The sequence below is a fragment of the Streptomyces sp. NPDC088706 genome (assembly GCF_044752765.1).
In the GTDB taxonomy this organism is placed as follows: domain Bacteria; phylum Actinomycetota; class Actinomycetes; order Streptomycetales; family Streptomycetaceae; genus Streptomyces.
The window spans coordinates 175,027-192,090 of record NZ_JBIVLW010000002.1; the positions used below are offsets into that span (position 1 = coordinate 175,027).

The 17,064-nt window shown below is 73.4% G+C and carries 17 protein-coding genes; 15 read left to right on the top strand and 2 right to left on the bottom strand.

Features of this window, described 5'->3' with window-relative positions:
• Positions 1 to 11: 11 nt before the first annotated feature.
• Entirely contained in the window at positions 12 to 794 is a 783-nt protein-coding gene (locus tag ACIQAK_RS06380; protein WP_366387152.1) for a YidC/Oxa1 family membrane protein insertase, read from the top strand.
• Positions 795 to 931: 137 nt separating this feature from the next.
• Positions 932 to 1,792 carry a fumarylacetoacetate hydrolase family protein gene (locus ACIQAK_RS06385; RefSeq protein WP_366387153.1) on the top strand — a complete coding sequence of 287 codons (861 nt, stop codon included), beginning with the start codon at positions 932 to 934 and terminating at the stop codon, positions 1,790 to 1,792.
• 64 nt (positions 1,793 to 1,856) lie between these two features.
• Here the strand turns inward: ACIQAK_RS06385 and ACIQAK_RS06390 are convergent, their stop codons facing one another.
• Together ACIQAK_RS06390 and ACIQAK_RS06395 are read right to left on the bottom strand one after the other, a co-directional pair.
• Positions 1,857 to 2,336, bottom strand: coding sequence for a heme-degrading domain-containing protein (locus ACIQAK_RS06390; protein WP_366387154.1), 480 nt, complete (start codon positions 2,334 to 2,336; stop codon positions 1,857 to 1,859).
• The gene (locus ACIQAK_RS06395; protein ID WP_366387155.1) at positions 2,333 to 3,451 is read right to left on the bottom strand and encodes a Gfo/Idh/MocA family oxidoreductase; all 1,119 of its coding nucleotides are present in this window, start codon (positions 3,449 to 3,451) and stop codon (positions 2,333 to 2,335) included. The genes ACIQAK_RS06390 and ACIQAK_RS06395 overlap by 4 nt, the downstream gene beginning before the upstream one ends.
• A 74-nt stretch (positions 3,452 to 3,525) precedes the next feature.
• Between ACIQAK_RS06395 and ACIQAK_RS06400 the strand changes: the two genes are divergently transcribed.
• From ACIQAK_RS06400 to ACIQAK_RS06460, 13 genes are all read left to right on the top strand, one after another.
• Positions 3,526 to 4,641 carry an ROK family transcriptional regulator gene (locus ACIQAK_RS06400; RefSeq protein WP_366387156.1) on the top strand — a complete coding sequence of 372 codons (1,116 nt, stop codon included), beginning with the start codon at positions 3,526 to 3,528 and terminating at the stop codon, positions 4,639 to 4,641.
• A gap of 306 nt (positions 4,642 to 4,947) precedes the next feature.
• Positions 4,948 to 6,324 (top strand): peptidase, encoded by a 1,377-nt coding sequence (locus ACIQAK_RS06405; protein WP_366387157.1) that lies wholly within the window; start codon positions 4,948 to 4,950, stop codon positions 6,322 to 6,324.
• Positions 6,325 to 6,371: 47 nt separating this feature from the next.
• Positions 6,372 to 7,142 carry a GntR family transcriptional regulator gene (locus ACIQAK_RS06410; RefSeq protein ID WP_366387158.1) on the top strand — a complete coding sequence of 257 codons (771 nt, stop codon included), beginning with the start codon at positions 6,372 to 6,374 and terminating at the stop codon, positions 7,140 to 7,142.
• Positions 7,143 to 7,306: 164 nt separating this feature from the next.
• Complete coding sequence (locus ACIQAK_RS06415) at positions 7,307 to 8,431, top strand: TIGR03364 family FAD-dependent oxidoreductase (protein WP_366387159.1); 1,125 nt, start codon at positions 7,307 to 7,309, stop codon at positions 8,429 to 8,431.
• A complete protein-coding gene (locus tag ACIQAK_RS06420; protein WP_401847774.1) occupies positions 8,428 to 9,189 on the top strand; it encodes a phosphonatase-like hydrolase in 762 nt (253 codons plus the stop codon). Before ACIQAK_RS06415 ends, ACIQAK_RS06420 begins: the two co-directional genes overlap by 4 nt.
• Positions 9,186 to 10,298 (top strand): ABC transporter ATP-binding protein, encoded by a 1,113-nt coding sequence (locus ACIQAK_RS06425; RefSeq protein ID WP_366387161.1) that lies wholly within the window; start codon positions 9,186 to 9,188, stop codon positions 10,296 to 10,298. The genes ACIQAK_RS06420 and ACIQAK_RS06425 overlap by 4 nt, the downstream gene beginning before the upstream one ends.
• Positions 10,291 to 11,217, top strand: coding sequence for a 2-aminoethylphosphonate ABC transporter permease subunit (locus ACIQAK_RS06430; RefSeq protein WP_366387162.1), 927 nt, complete (start codon positions 10,291 to 10,293; stop codon positions 11,215 to 11,217). The genes ACIQAK_RS06425 and ACIQAK_RS06430 overlap by 8 nt, the downstream gene beginning before the upstream one ends.
• Positions 11,204 to 12,001: an ABC transporter permease subunit gene (locus ACIQAK_RS06435; RefSeq protein ID WP_366387163.1), complete on the top strand. Its 798-nt coding sequence runs from the start codon at positions 11,204 to 11,206 to the stop codon at positions 11,999 to 12,001. Before ACIQAK_RS06430 ends, ACIQAK_RS06435 begins: the two co-directional genes overlap by 14 nt.
• Before the next feature lie 51 nt (positions 12,002 to 12,052).
• Positions 12,053 to 13,117, top strand: coding sequence for a 2-aminoethylphosphonate ABC transporter substrate-binding protein (locus ACIQAK_RS06440; protein WP_366387164.1), 1,065 nt, complete (start codon positions 12,053 to 12,055; stop codon positions 13,115 to 13,117).
• A gap of 128 nt (positions 13,118 to 13,245) precedes the next feature.
• Complete coding sequence (locus ACIQAK_RS06445) at positions 13,246 to 14,784, top strand: alkaline phosphatase family protein (RefSeq protein ID WP_366387165.1); 1,539 nt, start codon at positions 13,246 to 13,248, stop codon at positions 14,782 to 14,784.
• Positions 14,785 to 14,858: 74 nt separating this feature from the next.
• A complete protein-coding gene (locus ACIQAK_RS06450) occupies positions 14,859 to 15,665 on the top strand; it encodes an HAD-IIA family hydrolase (protein WP_366387166.1) in 807 nt (268 codons plus the stop codon).
• Between the two features lie 135 nt (positions 15,666 to 15,800).
• On the top strand, positions 15,801 to 16,361 hold the full coding sequence (locus ACIQAK_RS06455; protein WP_366387167.1) for a hypothetical protein: 561 nt from the start codon (positions 15,801 to 15,803) through the stop codon (positions 16,359 to 16,361).
• Position 16,362: 1 nt separating this feature from the next.
• Positions 16,363 to 17,022 carry a class F sortase gene (locus tag ACIQAK_RS06460; RefSeq protein ID WP_366387168.1) on the top strand — a complete coding sequence of 220 codons (660 nt, stop codon included), beginning with the start codon at positions 16,363 to 16,365 and terminating at the stop codon, positions 17,020 to 17,022.
• Positions 17,023 to 17,064: the final 42 nt, after the last annotated feature.

Sequence of the window (17,064 nt, forward strand, 5' to 3'; positions counted from 1 at the left end):
AGGGCTCACCCATGTCCGCCTTCATGTCCGCTTTCGCCGACCTGGTCGGCTCCCTCGCCGATCTGCTCCAGCCGCTGTTCCACGGCGCGTCCGCCGCCGCTGCGATCGTCCTGTTCACCGCCCTCGTCCGGCTCGCCGTCCACCCCCTCTCGCGGGCCGCCGCGCGCGGGCAGAAGGCGCGCACCCGGCTCCAGCCGCAGATCGCCGAGCTCCGCGAGAAGCACGGGAAGAACCCCGAGCGGATGCAGAAGGCGATCATGGAGCTGCACGCCGCCGAGAAGGTCACGCCGCTCTCCGGCTGCCTGCCGAGCATGCTCCAGATGCCCGCCTTCTTCCTGCTGTACCACCTGTTCTCCAGCGGCTCCATCGGCGGCGAGCCCAACGCGCTCCTCGGCCACGACCTCCTCGGTGCCCCGCTCGGCGGGCGCTGGCACGACGCCCTCGCCGCCGGCGGGGTCCTCGGGGCGCACGGCCTGGTGTACGTCGGGCTCTTCGCGCTCGTCCTCGCCGTGGCCACCTTCAGCTACCGGCTGACCAAGCGGCAGATGGCGGCCAACCCGATGGCCCCCGTCCTGGGGCCCGACGGGCAGCCCGTGCCCGGTATGGGGGCGATGGTGAAGATGATGCCGCTGCTCTCGTTCGCCACCCTGATCACCGTCGCCGTCGTACCGCTCGCCGCCGCCCTGTACGTCGTCACCACGACCGCCTGGAGCGCCGTCGAGCGGGCCTTCCTCTACCGGGACCTGTACCGGGACCCGTCCGTGGCGGGCAGCGCCATGGCCAAAGCGGCGTAATCGGGCCGGGCCACCGCGCCGGTCCAGTGTGTGAACGAGGTCTTGCGGAGTGATCGCAACTCTTGGAGGATCAGCCAAGCCCGTCGCCGGCCGCAACCCGCCGAAGGGCCCCACCTCGAACAAGAGGAGTTGGACCGTTGAAGCTGCTTCGAGTCGGTACGGCGGGCGCGGAGCGCCCCGCGCTTCTCGACCGCGACGGGACTCTGCGTGATCTGTCGGGGATCGTCCCCGACATCGACGGCGATCTGCTCGCCGACGCCTCCGCCCTCGCCCGGGTACGGGCGGCCGCCGACGCTCCCGGTGTGCTGCCCGCCCTCGACCCGGCGGGGCTGCGCGTCGGGCCGCCGCTGGGACGCATCGGCAAGATCGTGTGCATCGGGCTGAACTACCACGACCACGCCGCCGAGACCGGGGCGGACATCCCGGCGGAGCCGATCCTGTTCTTCAAGGCTCCCGACACCGTCGTCGGGCCCGAGGACACCGTGCTCGTGCCACGCGGCAGCCGTAAGACGGACTGGGAGGTCGAGCTCGCCGTCGTCATCGGGCGCACCGCCCGCTACCTGGACTCCGCCGAGGAGGGGCTCGCCCATGTCGCCGGGTACGCGACGGCGCACGACGTCTCGGAGCGCGAGTTCCAGATCGAGCGCGGCGGCACCTGGGACAAGGGCAAGAACTGCGAGACCTTCAACCCGCTGGGCCCCTGGCTGGTGACCGCCGACGAGGTGCCCGACCCGCAGGCCCTGCCGCTGCGCCTGTGGGTCAACGGCGAGCTGAAGCAGGACGGCACCACCGCCGAGCAGATCTTCCCGGTCGGCGAAGTCGTCCGCTACCTCAGCCACTTCATGACGCTCTACCCGGGCGACGTGATCAACACCGGTACGCCCGCCGGGGTCGCCATGGGGCAGCCCGAGCCGAAGCCGTACCTGAGGGCGGGGGATGTGGTCGAGCTGGAGGTGGCGGGGCTCGGCCGGCAGCGGCAGGTGCTGAAGGGGGCGTAGGGCGGGAAGCGGAGGCGCCGTCACTTCTACGGTGACGGCGCCCCCGGTCAGGTACGTACGCCCCTCACGCCCCCAGCGTCGCCGCGAACTGCTCCAGCGCCTCGACCACCATCGCGTGGTCCTCCGCCTGCGCCAGCCCCGAGACCGTGACCGTGCCGATCACGCCCGCCCCCGCCACCGCGACCGGGAACGAACCACCGTGCGCCGCGTACGTGTCCGGGTCCAGGCGGGACGACTCCTCGAACGTCGTGCCCTTCGCGCGGAACCGGGTGCCGACCAGGTACGAGCTCTCGCCGTACCGCTCGACCACCTTGCGCTTGCGGTCGATCCACGCGTCGTTGTCCGCACTCGAACCCGGCAGCGCCGCGTGGAACAGCTGCTGCGCGCCGCGCCGGATGTCGATCGCCACCGGGGCGTGCCGCTCCCGGGCCAGTGTGACCAGCAGGCTGCCGAGTGCGAACGCGTCGTCGTAGCCGAAGTGCGGGAGCGTGAGCCGGCGCTCCTGGGCGATCAGCTCGGAGATCGCGGGGGAGGTGGTGGTCATGAGGTGTGCTGCTCCTTCGTCTGCCGGCCGGGGTGGGGGAGGAGGGTGACGGAGACGCCTTCGCGGGCCGAGCGGCGGGCGGCCTCCAGCACGTCCAGCGCGGCGGCGGCCTGGAGCGCGGTGACCGGGTTGCCGCCCGTTCCGCGCAGGGCGGCGGTGACGGCGGCGTAGTACGCGGGGTAGTCGCCGGGCAGCGTGCGGACCGGGGTGCCGCCGCCGGTCAGCGGGGACTCGCCGGAACCGAGCCGGCCCCACAGCTCCTCGCCCTCCTCGCCCCACGGCTCACCGGCCGCCGGGCGCCTGCCCTCGCGCAGGGCCGCCTCCTGCGGGTCCAGGCCGTACTTCACATAGCCGGCCGCCGAGCCGAGCACCCGGAAGCGCGGGCCGAGCTGGGCCGTGGTGGCGCTGACGTACAGGTGCGAGCGGACCCCGTTCGCGTGCGTGACCGCGATGAACGTGTCGTCGTCGGCCGCCGCACCCGTACGCCGCACGTCGGACTCGGCGTACACCCGGACCGCCGGGCCGAACAGGACGAGCGCCTGGTCGACGACGTGGCTGCCCAGGTCGTAGAGCAGACCGCCGATCTCCTCCGGGTCGCCCGACTCGCGCCAGCCGCCCTTCGGCTGCGGGCGCCAGCGCTCGAACCGGGACTCGAAGCGCTGGACCTCGCCCAGCTCACCGTCGGCGATCAGCGTGGCGAGCGTGCGGAAGTCGTTGTCCCAGCGACGGTTCTGGAAGACCGAGAGCAACAGCCCGCGCTCCTCGGCGAGGGCCGCCAGCTCGCGGGCCTCGGCGGCGGTCCCGGCGATCGGCTTGTCCACGACCACGGGGAGGCCGGCCTTGAGGGCGGCCGTCGCCAGCGAGACGTGCGTCCTGTTCGGGGAGGCGATCACGACCAGGTCCAGCTCGTCCGCGCGCTCCCACAGCTCGTCCGGTGAGGCGGCGAACCGGACCTCCGGATACGCGGCGCGGGCCTCGGCCCGGCGCTCCTCGTTCGATGTGACGACCGTGTCGAGGACCAATCCCTCGGTCGCGCTGATCAACGGGGCGTGGAAGACGGAGCCGGCCAGGCCGTAGCCGACGAGGGCGACGCGGAGAGGGGCGTTGGCAGTCATGCCCGCCACTTAAGCAACGCTGTTGCCAAAGTGCAAGCGACCGGCACAATGGGACGGGTGAAGGGGAGTGGACCGTGAACACGAGCAGGGCGAAGGCCCCGGCCGGAGTGAACCTGCCGGCGCTGCGCGACCACAACGCGGCGCTGGTGCTGGACCTGCTGCGGGCCGCCGGGACGGAGGGCATCAGCCGGCTGGAGCTCGCCGAGCGCACCGGCCTCACCCCGCAGGCCGTCAGCAAGATCACCGCCCGGCTGCGGGCGGAGGGCCTGGCCGTCGGCGCGGGCCTGCGCCCCTCCACCGGCGGCAAGCCGCGCACGGTGCTCCGGCTCGTCCCCGACGCCCGGTTCGCCGTCGGCCTCCACCTGGACCGCGACGGGCTCACCGCCGTCCTGGTCGACCTGGCCGGGCGCCCGGCCGCGGTCACCACCGCCCCGCTCGACTTCGGCGCCCCGGCGGAGCAGGTGCTCGCCGACGCGGCGGACGCCGTACGGGACCTGGGCGCGGCCGAGCCGCACAAGCCGCTGCTGGGGGTGGGGGTCGCCGTACCCGGCCCGCTCGACCACCGGGACGGCGTACTGCACCGGGTCACCGGCTTCCCGCGGTGGGACGGCTTCCCGCTCCGTGACGCGCTCGCCGAACGGACCGGGCTGCCGGTCACCGTCGACAAGGACACCAACGCCGCCGCCCTCGCCCTGGCCCTTTCGTCGAGTGAGCCGCTCGGCGACTTCGCCTACCTCCACCTCGGTACGGGGCTCGGCGCCGGGCTCGTCCTGGGCGGCGAGGTGCACCGGGGCGCGCGGACGGGGGCGGGCGAGTTCGGCCACCAGACCCTCCAGCTGGACGGGGTCCGGTGTGAGTGCGGCGGGCGCGGCTGCATCGAGGCGCTCTGCCTGGCCGCCGAGGCGCGCGGCGACCGGGCGGAGGCCGCGCGGATCCTGGGCGCCGGGGCGGCGAACCTGGTCGGGCTGCTCGACATCGACCGGGTGGTGCTGGGCGGGCGGACGGTGGCCGCCGACGAGGACGCGTACGTACGAGGCGTCCGGGCCGTGATCGAGGAACGGGCCGCCCGGGGCCAGGGCGGGGGCGAAGTGACGGTCACCGTCGCGGGGGGCGGGGACCGGCCCGTAGCCGAGGGGGCGGCGCAACTGGTGCTCGCGCCGGTGTTCAGGCGGGTGGGCGAGCGGGGGTAGGCGAGGAGGGGGGCAGACCCTCTGATCGGCTGCGGGGGTGTCCGGAGTCGGAGCCGGTCCCGGTCCCGGTCCCGGAGCCGGTCCCGGAGCCGGTCCCGAATCCCGAGCCGGACCCGGAGCCGGACCCGAATCCCGAGCCGGACCCGGAGCCGGACCCGGACCCGGAGCCGGACCCGAAGCCGGTCGGGTGATCGTATGAACGGTATCGGCATGTCGATTTTCTGAGTTCGCGCGCGCGTGCTTGCGTCGAAGGCCACAACCGGTGGCCCCCGCCCCGGTCGTCAGCGAGCGGCGAAGGGTGTCCCCATGTCCCCCACCTCCTGCGCGCGGCTGCGTGACGCCCGTGCGCTCGCCGCCCTCGGGCTGGCCGCCGGGATCGCGGTGCCCGCCGCGCTCCTGGGCGGCGGCCCGCAGGCCGCCGCCAGCGCCGCCCCGGCCGCACCCGCGCCCTTAGTGGCCGAGACGACGGCCGGGTCAGCGGCCGAGGCGCCGGCCGGGACGGCCGCCGAGGCAGCGACCGAGACCGCCGACGAAAGCGCCGCCGGGACCGCCGCCGAGCAGTCCGTCTGCGGTGATCCGGGCGCCAAGGAGTTCCCCATCGAGACCCGGATCCAGGGCGCCCCGAAGACGTACGCCTCCGGCAGCGGCTACGGCACCTGGTTCCTCCAGCTCACCAACAGCACCGACACCCCCTGCCGTGCCCTGCACCCGGTGCTCGTCCTCAACGACGAGGACCGCAGGCTGACCGCCGAACAGATCCAGCTGAAGTTCTCCGAGCCCGGCCGCCCCGGCACCGAACACCGGGTGACCTGGGAGACCACCGACCGGCACGAGCAGATCGGGGTCTTCGACGGCGGTGCCCCTGATCCCGTCCGCGCCGAAGACTCCGGCGACTCCGAAGACTCCGGCGACTCCGGCGACTCCGGCGACTCCGGCGGCTCCGGTGAACCCGACGACGGCTTCCTCGGGTTCACCATCCCCGCCCGGGGCACCATCGGCGTCCGGGTCCAGCTGGCCTTCACCTCCGATACCCGCCCCGGTCGGGTCACCGCCCACGCCGCCGTCGTCCAGCGCCGGCACCAGGACAAGGCCAAGGGAGGCGGCCGCGAGGACGGCGACTGGGTGGGGGAGTCGGAGGCGTACCGGTTCGTGATCGCCGACGGTTCCACGGGCGAGGTTCCCCGGCCGGAGCGCACCGAGGAGGACCGCGACAGCCGTACGGACGTTCCCGCCGAGCCCCGACCCCGTACGGACACGTCCTCCGGCGCCGCCACGCCCAGGCCCCCGGCTACGCCCCAACCCACGGCTACCCCCATCCCCATCTACACAGGCCCTGGCAAAGAGCCCGCCCCCACCCACCCAGGCCCTGGCAAAGAGCCCGCCCCCACCCACCCAGGCCCCGGCAAAGAGCCCGCCCCCACCCACCCCGGCCCCGGCAAGGAGCCCGCCCCCGGTCTCAGCTCCCTTCCCCGCCCGGACGGTTCGTCGGCCCCCGGGGAGGGTGGCGGCGGCAAGGAGCGGCCCATGCGGCCGCCCCACTACGGGACCGGGCGCCTCCTCCCCGAACTCGCCCGTACCGGGCCGGAGCTCCTGCCCTGGGCCGGAGCCACCGCGGCGGCGCTCGTCCTCTGCGGAGGCGCCCTCGTGCTGAAGGGCCGCCGGATGCGCCGGACAGCGGGCTGACAGCGGCTGGGCCCGGGCCGTTCACCGGCGTCTGCCACCATCGGGCGGTGGACTACCCGAACGACCAGGCACCTGGCGCACCGATCCGCTCCGGCATCCCGGAGCACGGCCGCATTCCCAAGTACTACGCGGTCAAGGCCCAGATCTCGCTGCTCCTCGACGAGTTGGGGGAGGGCGGGCTCCTGCCCACCGAGCGGGACCTCGCCCTGCGCCACGAGGTGTCGCGCGAGACCGTCCGGCAAGCGCTGCGCGAACTCCTGCTGGAGGGGCGGCTGCGGAGGCAGGGGCGCGGCACCGTCGTCGCCGGGCCCAAGCTGGAGCAGCCGCTCTCGCTCGCCAGCTACACCGAAGGGGTCCGGCGCCAGGGCAGGCGCCCCGGCCGGCACCTCATCGGGCTGGAACGCTTCCCCTGCCCCGAAGCGCTCGCCGCCGAGATCGGGGTGGGCCGCGGCGAACCCGTCTGGCACCTGGAGCGGGTGCTGCTCGCCGACGACGAGCGGGTCGGGTTGGAGAGCACCTACGTCAGCTTCTCCCGACTCCCGTCACTGGATACGGAGTTCGACCCGGACTCCTCCTTCTACGCCTACCTCCGCGACCGGCTCGGCATCGCGTTCGGGGACGCCGACGAGCGCATCGAGACCGTGCTCGCCACCCCGCGCGAGGCGCTGCTCATCGGGACCCCGCCCGCCCTGCCGATGCTCCTGCTGCACCGGCTCTCCCGGGACCCGGAGGGGCGGCCGCTGGAGCGGGTGCGGACCCTGTTCCGGGGGGACCGGTTCTCCTTCACCACGCACCTGGGCGGTGGCGGACGGGAGTGACGGAGGCGAGGGTCGCCTGCGACCCTCACCCCGCAGCGGGCCGCCCTCGGGGACGCGGTCGATAACGGAAATGTAACGGGTCTGGTCCAAGCTTGGGGGGTCGTTCACCGTCCCGTCGTCGACCGGATGTGTCCGGGACACCCGCCCCGAGGAGCGTGGCCGCCGTGAGAGTCATCGTCGTAGGAGCCGGCGTGGTGGGAACCATGCACGCCTGGCACGCAGTCAGCCGCGGCCACGAGGTCGTACAGATCGAGCGCGAGAGCGAGGCGCGCGGGGCATCGCTCCGCAATTTCGGACAGATTTGGGTCAGCGGCCGTGCCGGTGGCGAGGAGCTGGAGACCGCCCTGCGGGCGCGGGAGCTGTGGGAGGGCCTCGGACAGCGGGTGCCGGGGCTCGGCTTCCGGGCCTGCGGTTCGCTCACCCCCCTGCGGACCGCGGCCGAGGTCGCCGTCGCCGAGTCGGCGCTCGCCCGGCCCGACGCCGCCGCGCGCGGCTACCAGCTGCTCACCGCCGGGGAGGCCCGCGCCCTCAACCCCGCCCTGCGCGGCACGTTCACCGCCGCCCTGTGGTGCGAGCGCGACGCGGCGGTCGAACCGCGCACCGCCCAACTCGCCCTGAAAGCGGAGCTGCTGGCCTCCGGGCGGTACACCTACCTCGGTGGCCGCGAGGTCCGCGAAGTCGTCGGTGCCGCATCCGTGCGCGACGACCACGGTGACGTCCACACCGGTGACGCCGTGATCCTGGCGACCGGCGCCTGGCTCGGCGGGCTCGTCCGCGAACTGGCCGGACCGGAACTGCCCGTGCGCCGCGTCCGGCTCCAGATGATGCAGACCGACCCGCTCGGCGAGCCCCTCACCACCTCGGTGGCCGACGCCGACAGCTTCCGCTACTACCCCGCCTACCGCGGCGAGGCGCTCGACGCCCTCAACGCCCGCCAACCCCAGGACCCGGTCGCCGCCGAGCACCGCATGCAGCTGCTCATGGTGCAGCGGAGCGACGGCGGGCTGACGATCGGGGACACCCACGAGTACGAGCACCCCTTCGCGTTCGACACCGTCGAGGAGCCGTACGAGCACCTCACCCGGGTCGTCGAGGCCTTCCTCGGCCGGCCGCTGCCGCGCGTCAGGCACCGCTGGGCGGGCGTCTACGCCCAGTGCACCGACACCTCACGCGTCGTCCACCGCCGGCAGGTGCGCGACGGGGTCTGGCTGGTGACCGGACCCGGCGGCCGGGGCATGACGTGCTCGCCCGCCATCGCCGAAACGACCGCCGAACAACTGGGCTGGTGAGACAAGTGACTTCAGCACCGCAGGCACCGAACGACACCTCCTTCGGCCTCGTCGTCCTCGACATGGCCGGGACCACCGTCGCCGACGGCGGACTCGTCGAGCAGGCCTTCTCCGCCGCCGCCGGACGCCTCGGCGTGGAGCCCGGGACCGAGGAGCACGAGCGCCAACTCGGCTACGTCCGGGCCACCATGGGCGAGTCCAAGATCTCCGTCTTCCGGCACCTCTTCGGGGACGAGGAGAAGGCCCGGTACGCCAACACCGCCTTCGAGGAGGCGTACGGGGAGCTGGTCGACGGCGGCCGTATCGCCCCGATCCCCGGGGCCCGGGAGGCCGTCGAACGGCTCACCGCCGAGGGTCGGACCGTCGTCCTGACCACCGGGTTCGCCCGCACCACCCAGGACGCCATCCTCGCCGCCCTCGGCTGGCAGGACCTCGTCCCCCTCACCCTCTGCCCGGCCGACGCGGGCGGCCGCGGGCGCCCCTACCCGGACCTGGTGCTGGCCGCCTTCCTGCGCACGGGTGCGGTGGACGACGTGCGCCGGATGGTGGTGGCGGGGGACACCTCGTACGACATGCTCTGCGGCGTACGCTCCGGCGCCGGGCTCGTCGCGGGCGTCCTCACCGGCGCCCACGACCGCGAGCAGCTGACCCGGCACGGCGCGACCCACGTCCTCGGGTCCGTCGCCGAGCTGCCCGACCTCATCGCCCGGGCCGAGGCGGCCGAGCTGCCCGACCTCATCGCGCGGACCGAGTCATGAGCGGCGGACCCGCCACCGCGCCCAGCGGCATCCGGTTCGACGGGGTCAGCGTCGCCTACGGGGACACCACCGTCCTGGACCGGCTCGACCTCACCGTCGAACCCGGCGAGTTCATGGCCCTCCTCGGGCCCTCCGGCTCCGGCAAGACCACCGCCCTGCGCGCCGTCGCCGGATTCGTCCGGCCCGCCTCCGGGCGCGTGCTCATCGGCGGGCGGGACGTCACCCGGCTGCCCCCGCACCGGCGCGGCATCGGCATGGTGGTCCAGCAGTACGCCCTCTTCCCCCACCTCAAGGTGCGGGACAACGTCGCCTTCGGCCTGAAGGCCCACCGCACCCCCAGGGCCGAGATCGCCGGGCGGGTGACCGAGGCCCTCGAACTCGTCGGCATGGCCGCCTACGCCACCCGCCACCCCCGCGAGCTCTCCGGTGGCCAGCAGCAGCGCGTCGCCATCGCCCGCGCCCTGGCCATCCGCCCCGGCGTCCTGCTCCTCGACGAACCGCTCTCCGCGCTCGACGCCCGGCTGCGCTCCGGCATGCTCGCCGAACTCGCCCGCCTGCACCGCGAGTTGCCGGACGTGTCCATCCTGTACGTCACCCACGACCAGGTCGAGGCGCTCACCCTGGCCGACCGGATCGCCGTCATGGACCGCGCCCGGCTCCAGGACCGCGGCACCCCCGAGGAGCTCTACCGGCGGCCCCGTACGGAGTTCACCGCCTCGTTCGTCGGCAACGCCAACCTCCTCCCGGTCACCGTCACCGGCCCGGGGCGCGTCGAGCTGGCGGGCGCCGCCCTCGACGTCCCCACGGAGACCGCCTCCCCCGGAGCCACCGCCACCCTCTGCGTCCGGCCGCACCTGGTCGGGCTCGGCGCCGGGCCCAACGCGCTCACCGGCACGGTCACCGAGGTCCAGTGGCGCGGCTCCACCCACCGCGTCCACGCCGACATCGACGGCCACCGCCTCCTGGCCGACCTCCGCGAACTGCGCGACCCCCCGGCCATCGGCGACCCGGTCACCCTGCACTTCGCGGCGCAGGACGCGGTGCTGCTCCCGGCGGGCACCACCCCGGAAGCCACCCCGGCCAAGGAGCGGGAGGTGGCCAGTGGCTAGCACCACCGCCCCCGGCCGCACCACTCCCGTCCGCCGGAAACCCGCAGGCCCGCCCACTCCCGTCCGCCGGAAGCGCGTAAGCCGCACCGGGCTCCCCACCTGGGCCTGGGCCCTCCCGCCCGTCCTGATCCTCGCGCTCGGCTTCCTCTACCCCCTGGCCCTCGTCGTCCGGCAGTCCCTCACCCCCGACTCCCTGGACGAAGGCGGCGGTGTCTCCCTCACCCCCTACACCGAGGTCTTCGCCTCCACCGCCTTCCGCGAGGCGCTCACCACCACCGTCTGGCTCGCGGCCGGCGCCACCGCCGGCTGCCTGGTCCTCGGCTTCGTCCTCGCGCTGGTCATCGCCTTCGTCCCGTTCCCCGGCGGCAAGGCCGTCGCCCGGTTCATCGACGTCTTCCTCTCCTTCCCGTCCTTCCTCATCACGCTGGCCCTCCTCTTCGTCTACGGGTCGGTCGGGATGGCCAACGGCGCCTGGACCGGCGTCACCGGAGCGGCCGAAGGGCCCTTCCACTTCCTGACCACCCCCTGGGGCGTCCTGCTCGCGGAGATCACCTACTTCACGCCCTTCGTGATGCGCCCGCTGCTCGCCGCGTTCTCCCAACTCGACACCGCCCAGCTGGAGGTGGCCTCCTCGCTCGGTGCCGGACCCGGGCGGATCGTGCGGCAGGTGATCCTGCCCGAGGCGCTGCCGGCGCTCGCGGCGGGCGGCAGCCTGGTCCTGGTGCTCTGCCTCAACGAGTTCGGGATCGTCCTGTTCACCGGGGCGAAAGGGGTCACGACGCTGCCGACGCTCGTCTACAGCGAGGCGATCCTGGAGTCGGACTACCCGGCCGCCTGTGTCGTCGCCGTCGTCAACATCGCTCTCTCCGTGGGCCTTTACAGCCTGTACCGGGGGGTGAGCCGTCGTGCTGGTGCATAGCCGGGCGGGCAGGTGGGCCACCTGGTCCGCGTTCGCGCTCCTCTTCGTGCCGCTCTTCGCGGTGCCCCTCCTCGTCATCCTCGCCGCCTCGTTCTCCACGAACTGGTCCGGCGCCCTGCCCTCCGGCCCCACCGCCGAGCGCTACGCCGCCGCCACGAGCGGCGACTCCCTCCGGGCGCTCACCACCAGCCTGGTGACCGCGCTGTGCGCCAGTGTGTTCGCCCTGGTCCTCGGCGCTTGGGCGGCGCTCGCCGCGAGCTCCCTCGGCCGCCGCGGCAGACGCCTCCTGGACGCGCTGTTCATGCTGCCGGTCGCCGTGCCGTCCGTGGTCGTCGGCCTCGCGGTGCTCGTCACGTTCAGCCGGCCGCCGGTGCTCCTCAACGGCACCCGCTGGATCGTGATCATCGCGCACACCGTCCTGGTCACCGCCTTCGCCTACCAGTCCGTCTCGGCCGCGGCCCGCCGGCTGGACCCGATGTACGAACAGGCGGCGGCCGGCCTCGGCGCGAGCCCGGCCCGGGTCCTGTGGCGGGTCAGGCTGCCGCTCCTGCTGCCCTCCCTCACCGCGGCGGCCGGGCTCTGCTTCGCCCTGTCCATGGGGGAGCTGAGCGCCACGATGATGCTCTACCCGCCCGACTGGACCCCGCTGCCGGTGCAGATCTTCGCCGCCACCGACCGCGGTTCGCTCTTCACCGGCGCCGCCCTCGCCGTGGTCCTGATGGGGACGACGCTCCTCGTCCTGACCGCCGTCTCCCGCATCCGGATCCGCGCCTCCTACCGCTGAGACTCCGGCCCCTTCCCGTAACCCTTCCGCCGCTCCAGGAGAAGACATCCCATGCGCACCCCTGCCCTCCAGCAGCCCCTCGCCGCCCTCGGCGCCCTCTCCCTCGCCGTCGTCACCCTCACCGCCTGCGGGGGGACCTCCGCCGCCTCCGACGAGAGGGTCGTCACCGTCTACAGCGCCGACGGCCTCAAGGGCGAGAGGGGTGACGGCTGGTACGACAAGGTCTTCGCGGACTTCGAGAAGAAGACCGGCATCAAGGTGAAGTACGTGGAGGGCGGCTCCGGCGAGATGGTGCAGCGGGCCGTCCGCGAGAAGTCCAACACCCAGGCCGACGTGCTCGTCACCCTGCCGCCCTTCATCCAGCAGGCCGACGCCAAGGGGCTCCTCGCGGCGTACGAGCCCGAGGGCGCCGCCCAGGTCGCAGCGGCGGACAAGGCGCCCGACGCCAAGTGGACCTCCGTCGTCAACAACTACTTCGGCTTCGTCTACAACAAGAAGCGGCTCACCACCCCGCCCCGCACCTGGGAGGAGCTGCTGGACCCCTCGTACCAGGAGAAGGTCCAGTACTCCACCCCCGGCGTCGCCGGTGACGGAACCGCCGTCCTCGTCAAGGCGATGCACGACTTCGGCGGCCAGGAGCCGGCGATGGCCTACCTCAAGCGGCTCCAGACCAACAACGTCGGCCCGTCCGCCTCCACCGGCAAGCTCGCCCCCAAGGTCGACAAGGGCGAACTGCTCGTCGCCAACGGGGACGTACAGATGAACTACGCCCAGTCCAAGGACATGCCGAACCTCGGGATCTGGTTCCCGGCGAAGGGCGACGGGAAGCCCACCAGCTTCGCCCTCCCCTACGCGGCCGGGCTCCTGGCCAAGGCCCCGCACAGCGAGAACGGCAAGAAGCTGCTCGACTTCCTCCTCTCCGAGCCGGCGCAGCGCGATGTCAGCGCGGTCGGCGGGGGCTTCGCGGCCCGCCAGGACATCGAGGCGTCCGACCCCGACGCCGTCGAGCTCGACGGCCTGATGAAGGGCGTCGAGATCTTCGAGCCGGACTGGTCGGACATCAGCACCGGCCTGGACACGTACATCGACGCCTGGAAGTCGGCCACCGGCAGCTGACCGGCCACCTTTCGGCCACAGACCCCTGCGAAGGTCTGGACCCGGCCCGCTCGTCTCGCCAAGGTAACGGGTCTGGTCCACAGAGCAGTTCACGCCCGACCCGCCCCGCTCGTCCCCTGGAGGATCACGTGTCCCGAGGCATGTCCCGACGCTCCGTGCTCGCCACCACCGCCGCCGCGGCCTCCGCCGCGGCCGTCGGCCCCCTCGCCACCACCGCGTACGCCGCCCCGCCCACGCTCCCGAACGGCACCAGCAAGGACAAGGTCCTCGTCGTCGGCGTCGACGGGCTCCGCCACGACGTCATCGCCGCCGCCGGCGCCCCGCACCTCAAGGCGATGATGGCCAACGGCACGTACGGCACCTCGCTGCTGTACACCAACCCGATGGCCGCCACCTCCTCCGGCCCCGGCTGGTCGACCATCTCCACCGGCGTCTGGCCCGACAAGCACGGCGTGAAGGACAACACCTTCGCCGGCAAGAACTACGCGAAGTACCCCGGCTTCCTCGCCCGCCTCGCCCAGGTCCGGCCCCAGCTCTCCACGTACGCGGCCGTCGACTGGAAGCCGCTGGACGCCCAGGGCACGGTCACCCCGGGCGCCGACGCCAAGCTCGTCCTGGACGGTGACCGCGACGGCTACACCGGCCACGACGCCACCATCGCCGCCGACACCGAGTCGATCCTGCGCAACCAGAACCCGGACGTGGTCTTCGCCTACCTCGGGCAGGTCGACATCGTCGGCCACAACCTCGGCGCGGCCAGCCCCCGCTACCGCGAGGCGATCGACGTCGTGGACGGCTACCTCGGCCGGCTCCTCGCCGCGATCAAGGCCCGCCCCTCGTACGCCACCGAGCGGTGGACCGTCATCGTCACCACCGACCACGGCCACACCGACCCCGGCGGCCACGGCGGCAGCTCCATCGAGGAGCGCCGCACCTTCGTCCTCGCCCAGGGCCCCGGCATCGCGGCCGGTGCCCGGCCCGCCGACACCCGGCTCGTCGATGTCGCCGCCACCGTCTTCAAGCAGCTCGGCATCGTCCCCGACCCTGCCTGGGGCCTGGACGGCAAGCCCATCCAGGAGCGCTCCACCGACCCCTTCGAAACCCTGTACCCGGCACTCACCGGCCGCGTCGACGAGACCGGCATCCCGGCCGACGTCCTCGGCTGGACCCACACCGCGCCCAGCGGCTGGTCGGTCATCAACTCCGCGATGGGCACCGGGGGAGTGGCCGAGTGGCGCGGCTGGTCCTTCGCCACCGACGAGTTCTGGAGCCGCTCCCAGCGCGACCAGTCCCGTGAGCTGAACGTCCGCTCGCGCGGGATCTTCGCGGTCGCCGACTCCGACGAGTGGGACGACAAGGCCTCCTCCGGCCCGTACGACTCCACGCTCGTCACCCCGGCGTACGCGGTCGGCGGCAAGGCGTCCGTGACGCTGGACTTCACCACCCTGTACCGGCAGGAGGGCGGCCAGAGCGCCCGCGTCCTCGCCTCCTGGAACGGCGGAACCCCGGCCGTCGTCAAGAGCTACACCTCGGACGTGATCTCCCAGCCGCAGTCGCTGAACCTGACCGTCCCGGCCGGGGCGACCAGCGTGAGCTTCCGCTTCCACTACACGGGCAGCAACAACTGGTACTGGGTGATCGACGGGGTGAAGATCACCGCGGGCTAATTATGCTGGGGGTGCCGGGACGGCGTGGTCCGGGCACCCCCAGCGTGCAGTACGTACGGCAGGAGTCCCCGCACATGGCAGACCGCAAGCCGATCAGTTCCTGGCTCACCGACATGGACGGCGTCCTCATCCACGAGGGGACCCCCATCCCCGGCGCCGACGCCTTCATCAAGCGGCTGCGGGATTCCGGGCTCCCCTTCCTCGTCCTCACCAACAACTCCATCTACACCGCGCGCGACCTGCACGCCCGCCTCGCCCGCATGGGCCTGGACGTGCCGGTGGAGAACATCTGGACCTCTGCCCTGGCCACCGCCCAGTTCCTGGACGACCAGCGTCCCGGCGGCACCGCGTACGTCATCGGCGAGGCCGGGCTCACGACCGCGCTGCACGACATCGGCTACGTGCTGACCGACCACGCCCCCGACTACGTGGTGCTCGGCGAGACCCGTACGTACAGCTTCGAGGCGCTCACCAAGGCGATCCGGCTGATCAACGCGGGCGCCCGCTTCATCTGCACCAACCCGGACGAGACCGGCCCGTCCGCCGAGGGCCCGCTCCCCGCCACCGGTGCGGTCGCCGCCCTGATCACCAAGGCCACCGGCAAGAAGCCGTACTTCGCGGGCAAGCCCAACCCGCTGATGATGCGGACCGGGCTGAACGCCATCGGCGCCCACTCCGAGACCAGCGCCATGATCGGCGACCGGATGGACACCGACGTCCTGGCGGGCCTGGAGGCGGGGATGCAGACCTTCCTGGTCCTGACCGGGCTCACGACGGTCCCGGACATCGACCGCTATCCGTTCCGGCCCTCCCACGTCGTCGACTCCATCGCGGACCTCGTCGACCTCATCGACCTGCCGGACCGGTCCGACCGCCCCTGACCAGCGGGGATCGCATCCGCAGTCGCACGAGCGCCACGCGAGCTCAGTTCGAGCGTCACGCGAACGTCGCCCGAACGGAGGACTGCGGATGCGGGCCGCCGCACCAGGCGTGACCCTTCCCGTAGGAGGTTCACGATGCGTTCAGCACCCACCACGTTCTGTGCCGCGGCGGCGGCCGCACTCATAGCCCTGCCCCTGCCCGCCGCTCAGGCATCCCCGGCCGCCCGGACCGGTGACGGTGACCGGGGCACCCTGTCGGTCACCCCGTCCACGATCGCCCCGGGCGGGCAGGTGGAGCTCTGGGCCGACGTCTGCGGCAAGGACCGGCAGGCCAAGGGCAACTCCGACGCCTTCGTCTCGGAGGCCCATTTCACCCCCGCCGACGACAAAGGCCTCTTCGCCGAGGCCACCATCCGCTCCGACGCCGAACCCCGCACCTACGACGTCTGGGTGACGTGCAAGGACGGCAGGGGCAAGGCGACCGGCACCCTGACCGTCATCCACCACACCCGCCCCTCGCCCGTGGCCCCCGTCAAGGCGGGCGGCGGAGGCACCGCCACCCTCGCCGAGCGGGCCGCCGAGTCCGAGGGCCCCGGCACCCGGCACGCGGTGATCGGCCTGGCGCTCGCCGCCGTCGCCTCCGTGGCCGTCGCCCTGCGCACCTCGCGCCGCCGCCGCGACCCGGCCGCGGACTGACGTGTCCGCCCCGGACCGCCCGGCGGGCACCGGGCGACTGCTCACCGGTGTGGCCTGGGCCGTACTGCTGCTCGGCCTCTGGCTGTGGGGGCGCGATATGTCGGGCGGGCTGTCGGCGCCCACCACCGGCGACGTCGCCGCGGTCGGCCGCCCGCTCGGGGCGCCGCTGCCCCCCGCGCGCGAACCGCTCGACGGCGCCGCCCCGCGCAGCGTGCGGGTTCCCTCGGTCGGGATCGACGCCCCGGTCGTCCCGCGCGGCCTGGACGAGGACGGGGCCATCGACCCGCCCCCGTACGACCTGCCGCAGACGGCCGGCTGGTACGGCAAGGGCACCCGGCCCGGCGCCGAGGGGCCGGCCCTGCTGGTCGGCCACGTCGACACCGAGACCAGACCGGCCGTCTTCTACGGGCTCAGCGCGGTACGCCCCGGCGAGAGGGTGGAGGTGACCCGCGACGACGGCAGCGTCACCGAGTTCACCGTGGACGACGTCCAGGTGGTCACCCGGGAACGCTTCGACGCGGAGCAGGCGTACGGGCCCCGCGTGGCCGGCCGGGCGGAGCTTCGGCTGATCACCTGCGGTGGCACGTACGACGAGAAGTCCCGCTCCTACACGGCGAACGTGGTGGTCTCGGCCTACCTCACGGGAGCGCGGGACACCTAGGGGCCACGCGGCCCGCGAAGGACATCCGGCCCGGCCGGCACG

Bases quoted from the DNA above. Each gene is read 5' to 3' on its own strand.
- ACIQAK_RS06380 (WP_366387152.1), top strand. From the start codon at position 12: ATGTCCGCCTTCATGTCCGCTTTCGCCGACCTGGTCGGCTCCCTCGCC.
- ACIQAK_RS06395 (WP_366387155.1), bottom strand. From the start codon at position 3,451: ATGACTGCCAACGCCCCTCTCCGCGTCGCCCTCGTCGGCTACGGCCTG.
- ACIQAK_RS06405 (WP_366387157.1), top strand. From the start codon at position 4,948: ATGTCCCCCACCTCCTGCGCGCGGCTGCGTGACGCCCGTGCGCTCGCC.
- ACIQAK_RS06455 (WP_366387167.1), top strand. From the start codon at position 15,801: ATGCGTTCAGCACCCACCACGTTCTGTGCCGCGGCGGCGGCCGCACTC.
- ACIQAK_RS06440 (WP_366387164.1), top strand. From the start codon at position 12,053: ATGCGCACCCCTGCCCTCCAGCAGCCCCTCGCCGCCCTCGGCGCCCTC.
- ACIQAK_RS06390 (WP_366387154.1), bottom strand. From the start codon at position 2,336: ATGACCACCACCTCCCCCGCGATCTCCGAGCTGATCGCCCAGGAGCGC.
- ACIQAK_RS06450 (WP_366387166.1), top strand. From the start codon at position 14,859: ATGGCAGACCGCAAGCCGATCAGTTCCTGGCTCACCGACATGGACGGC.
- ACIQAK_RS06425 (WP_366387161.1), top strand. From the start codon at position 9,186: ATGAGCGGCGGACCCGCCACCGCGCCCAGCGGCATCCGGTTCGACGGG.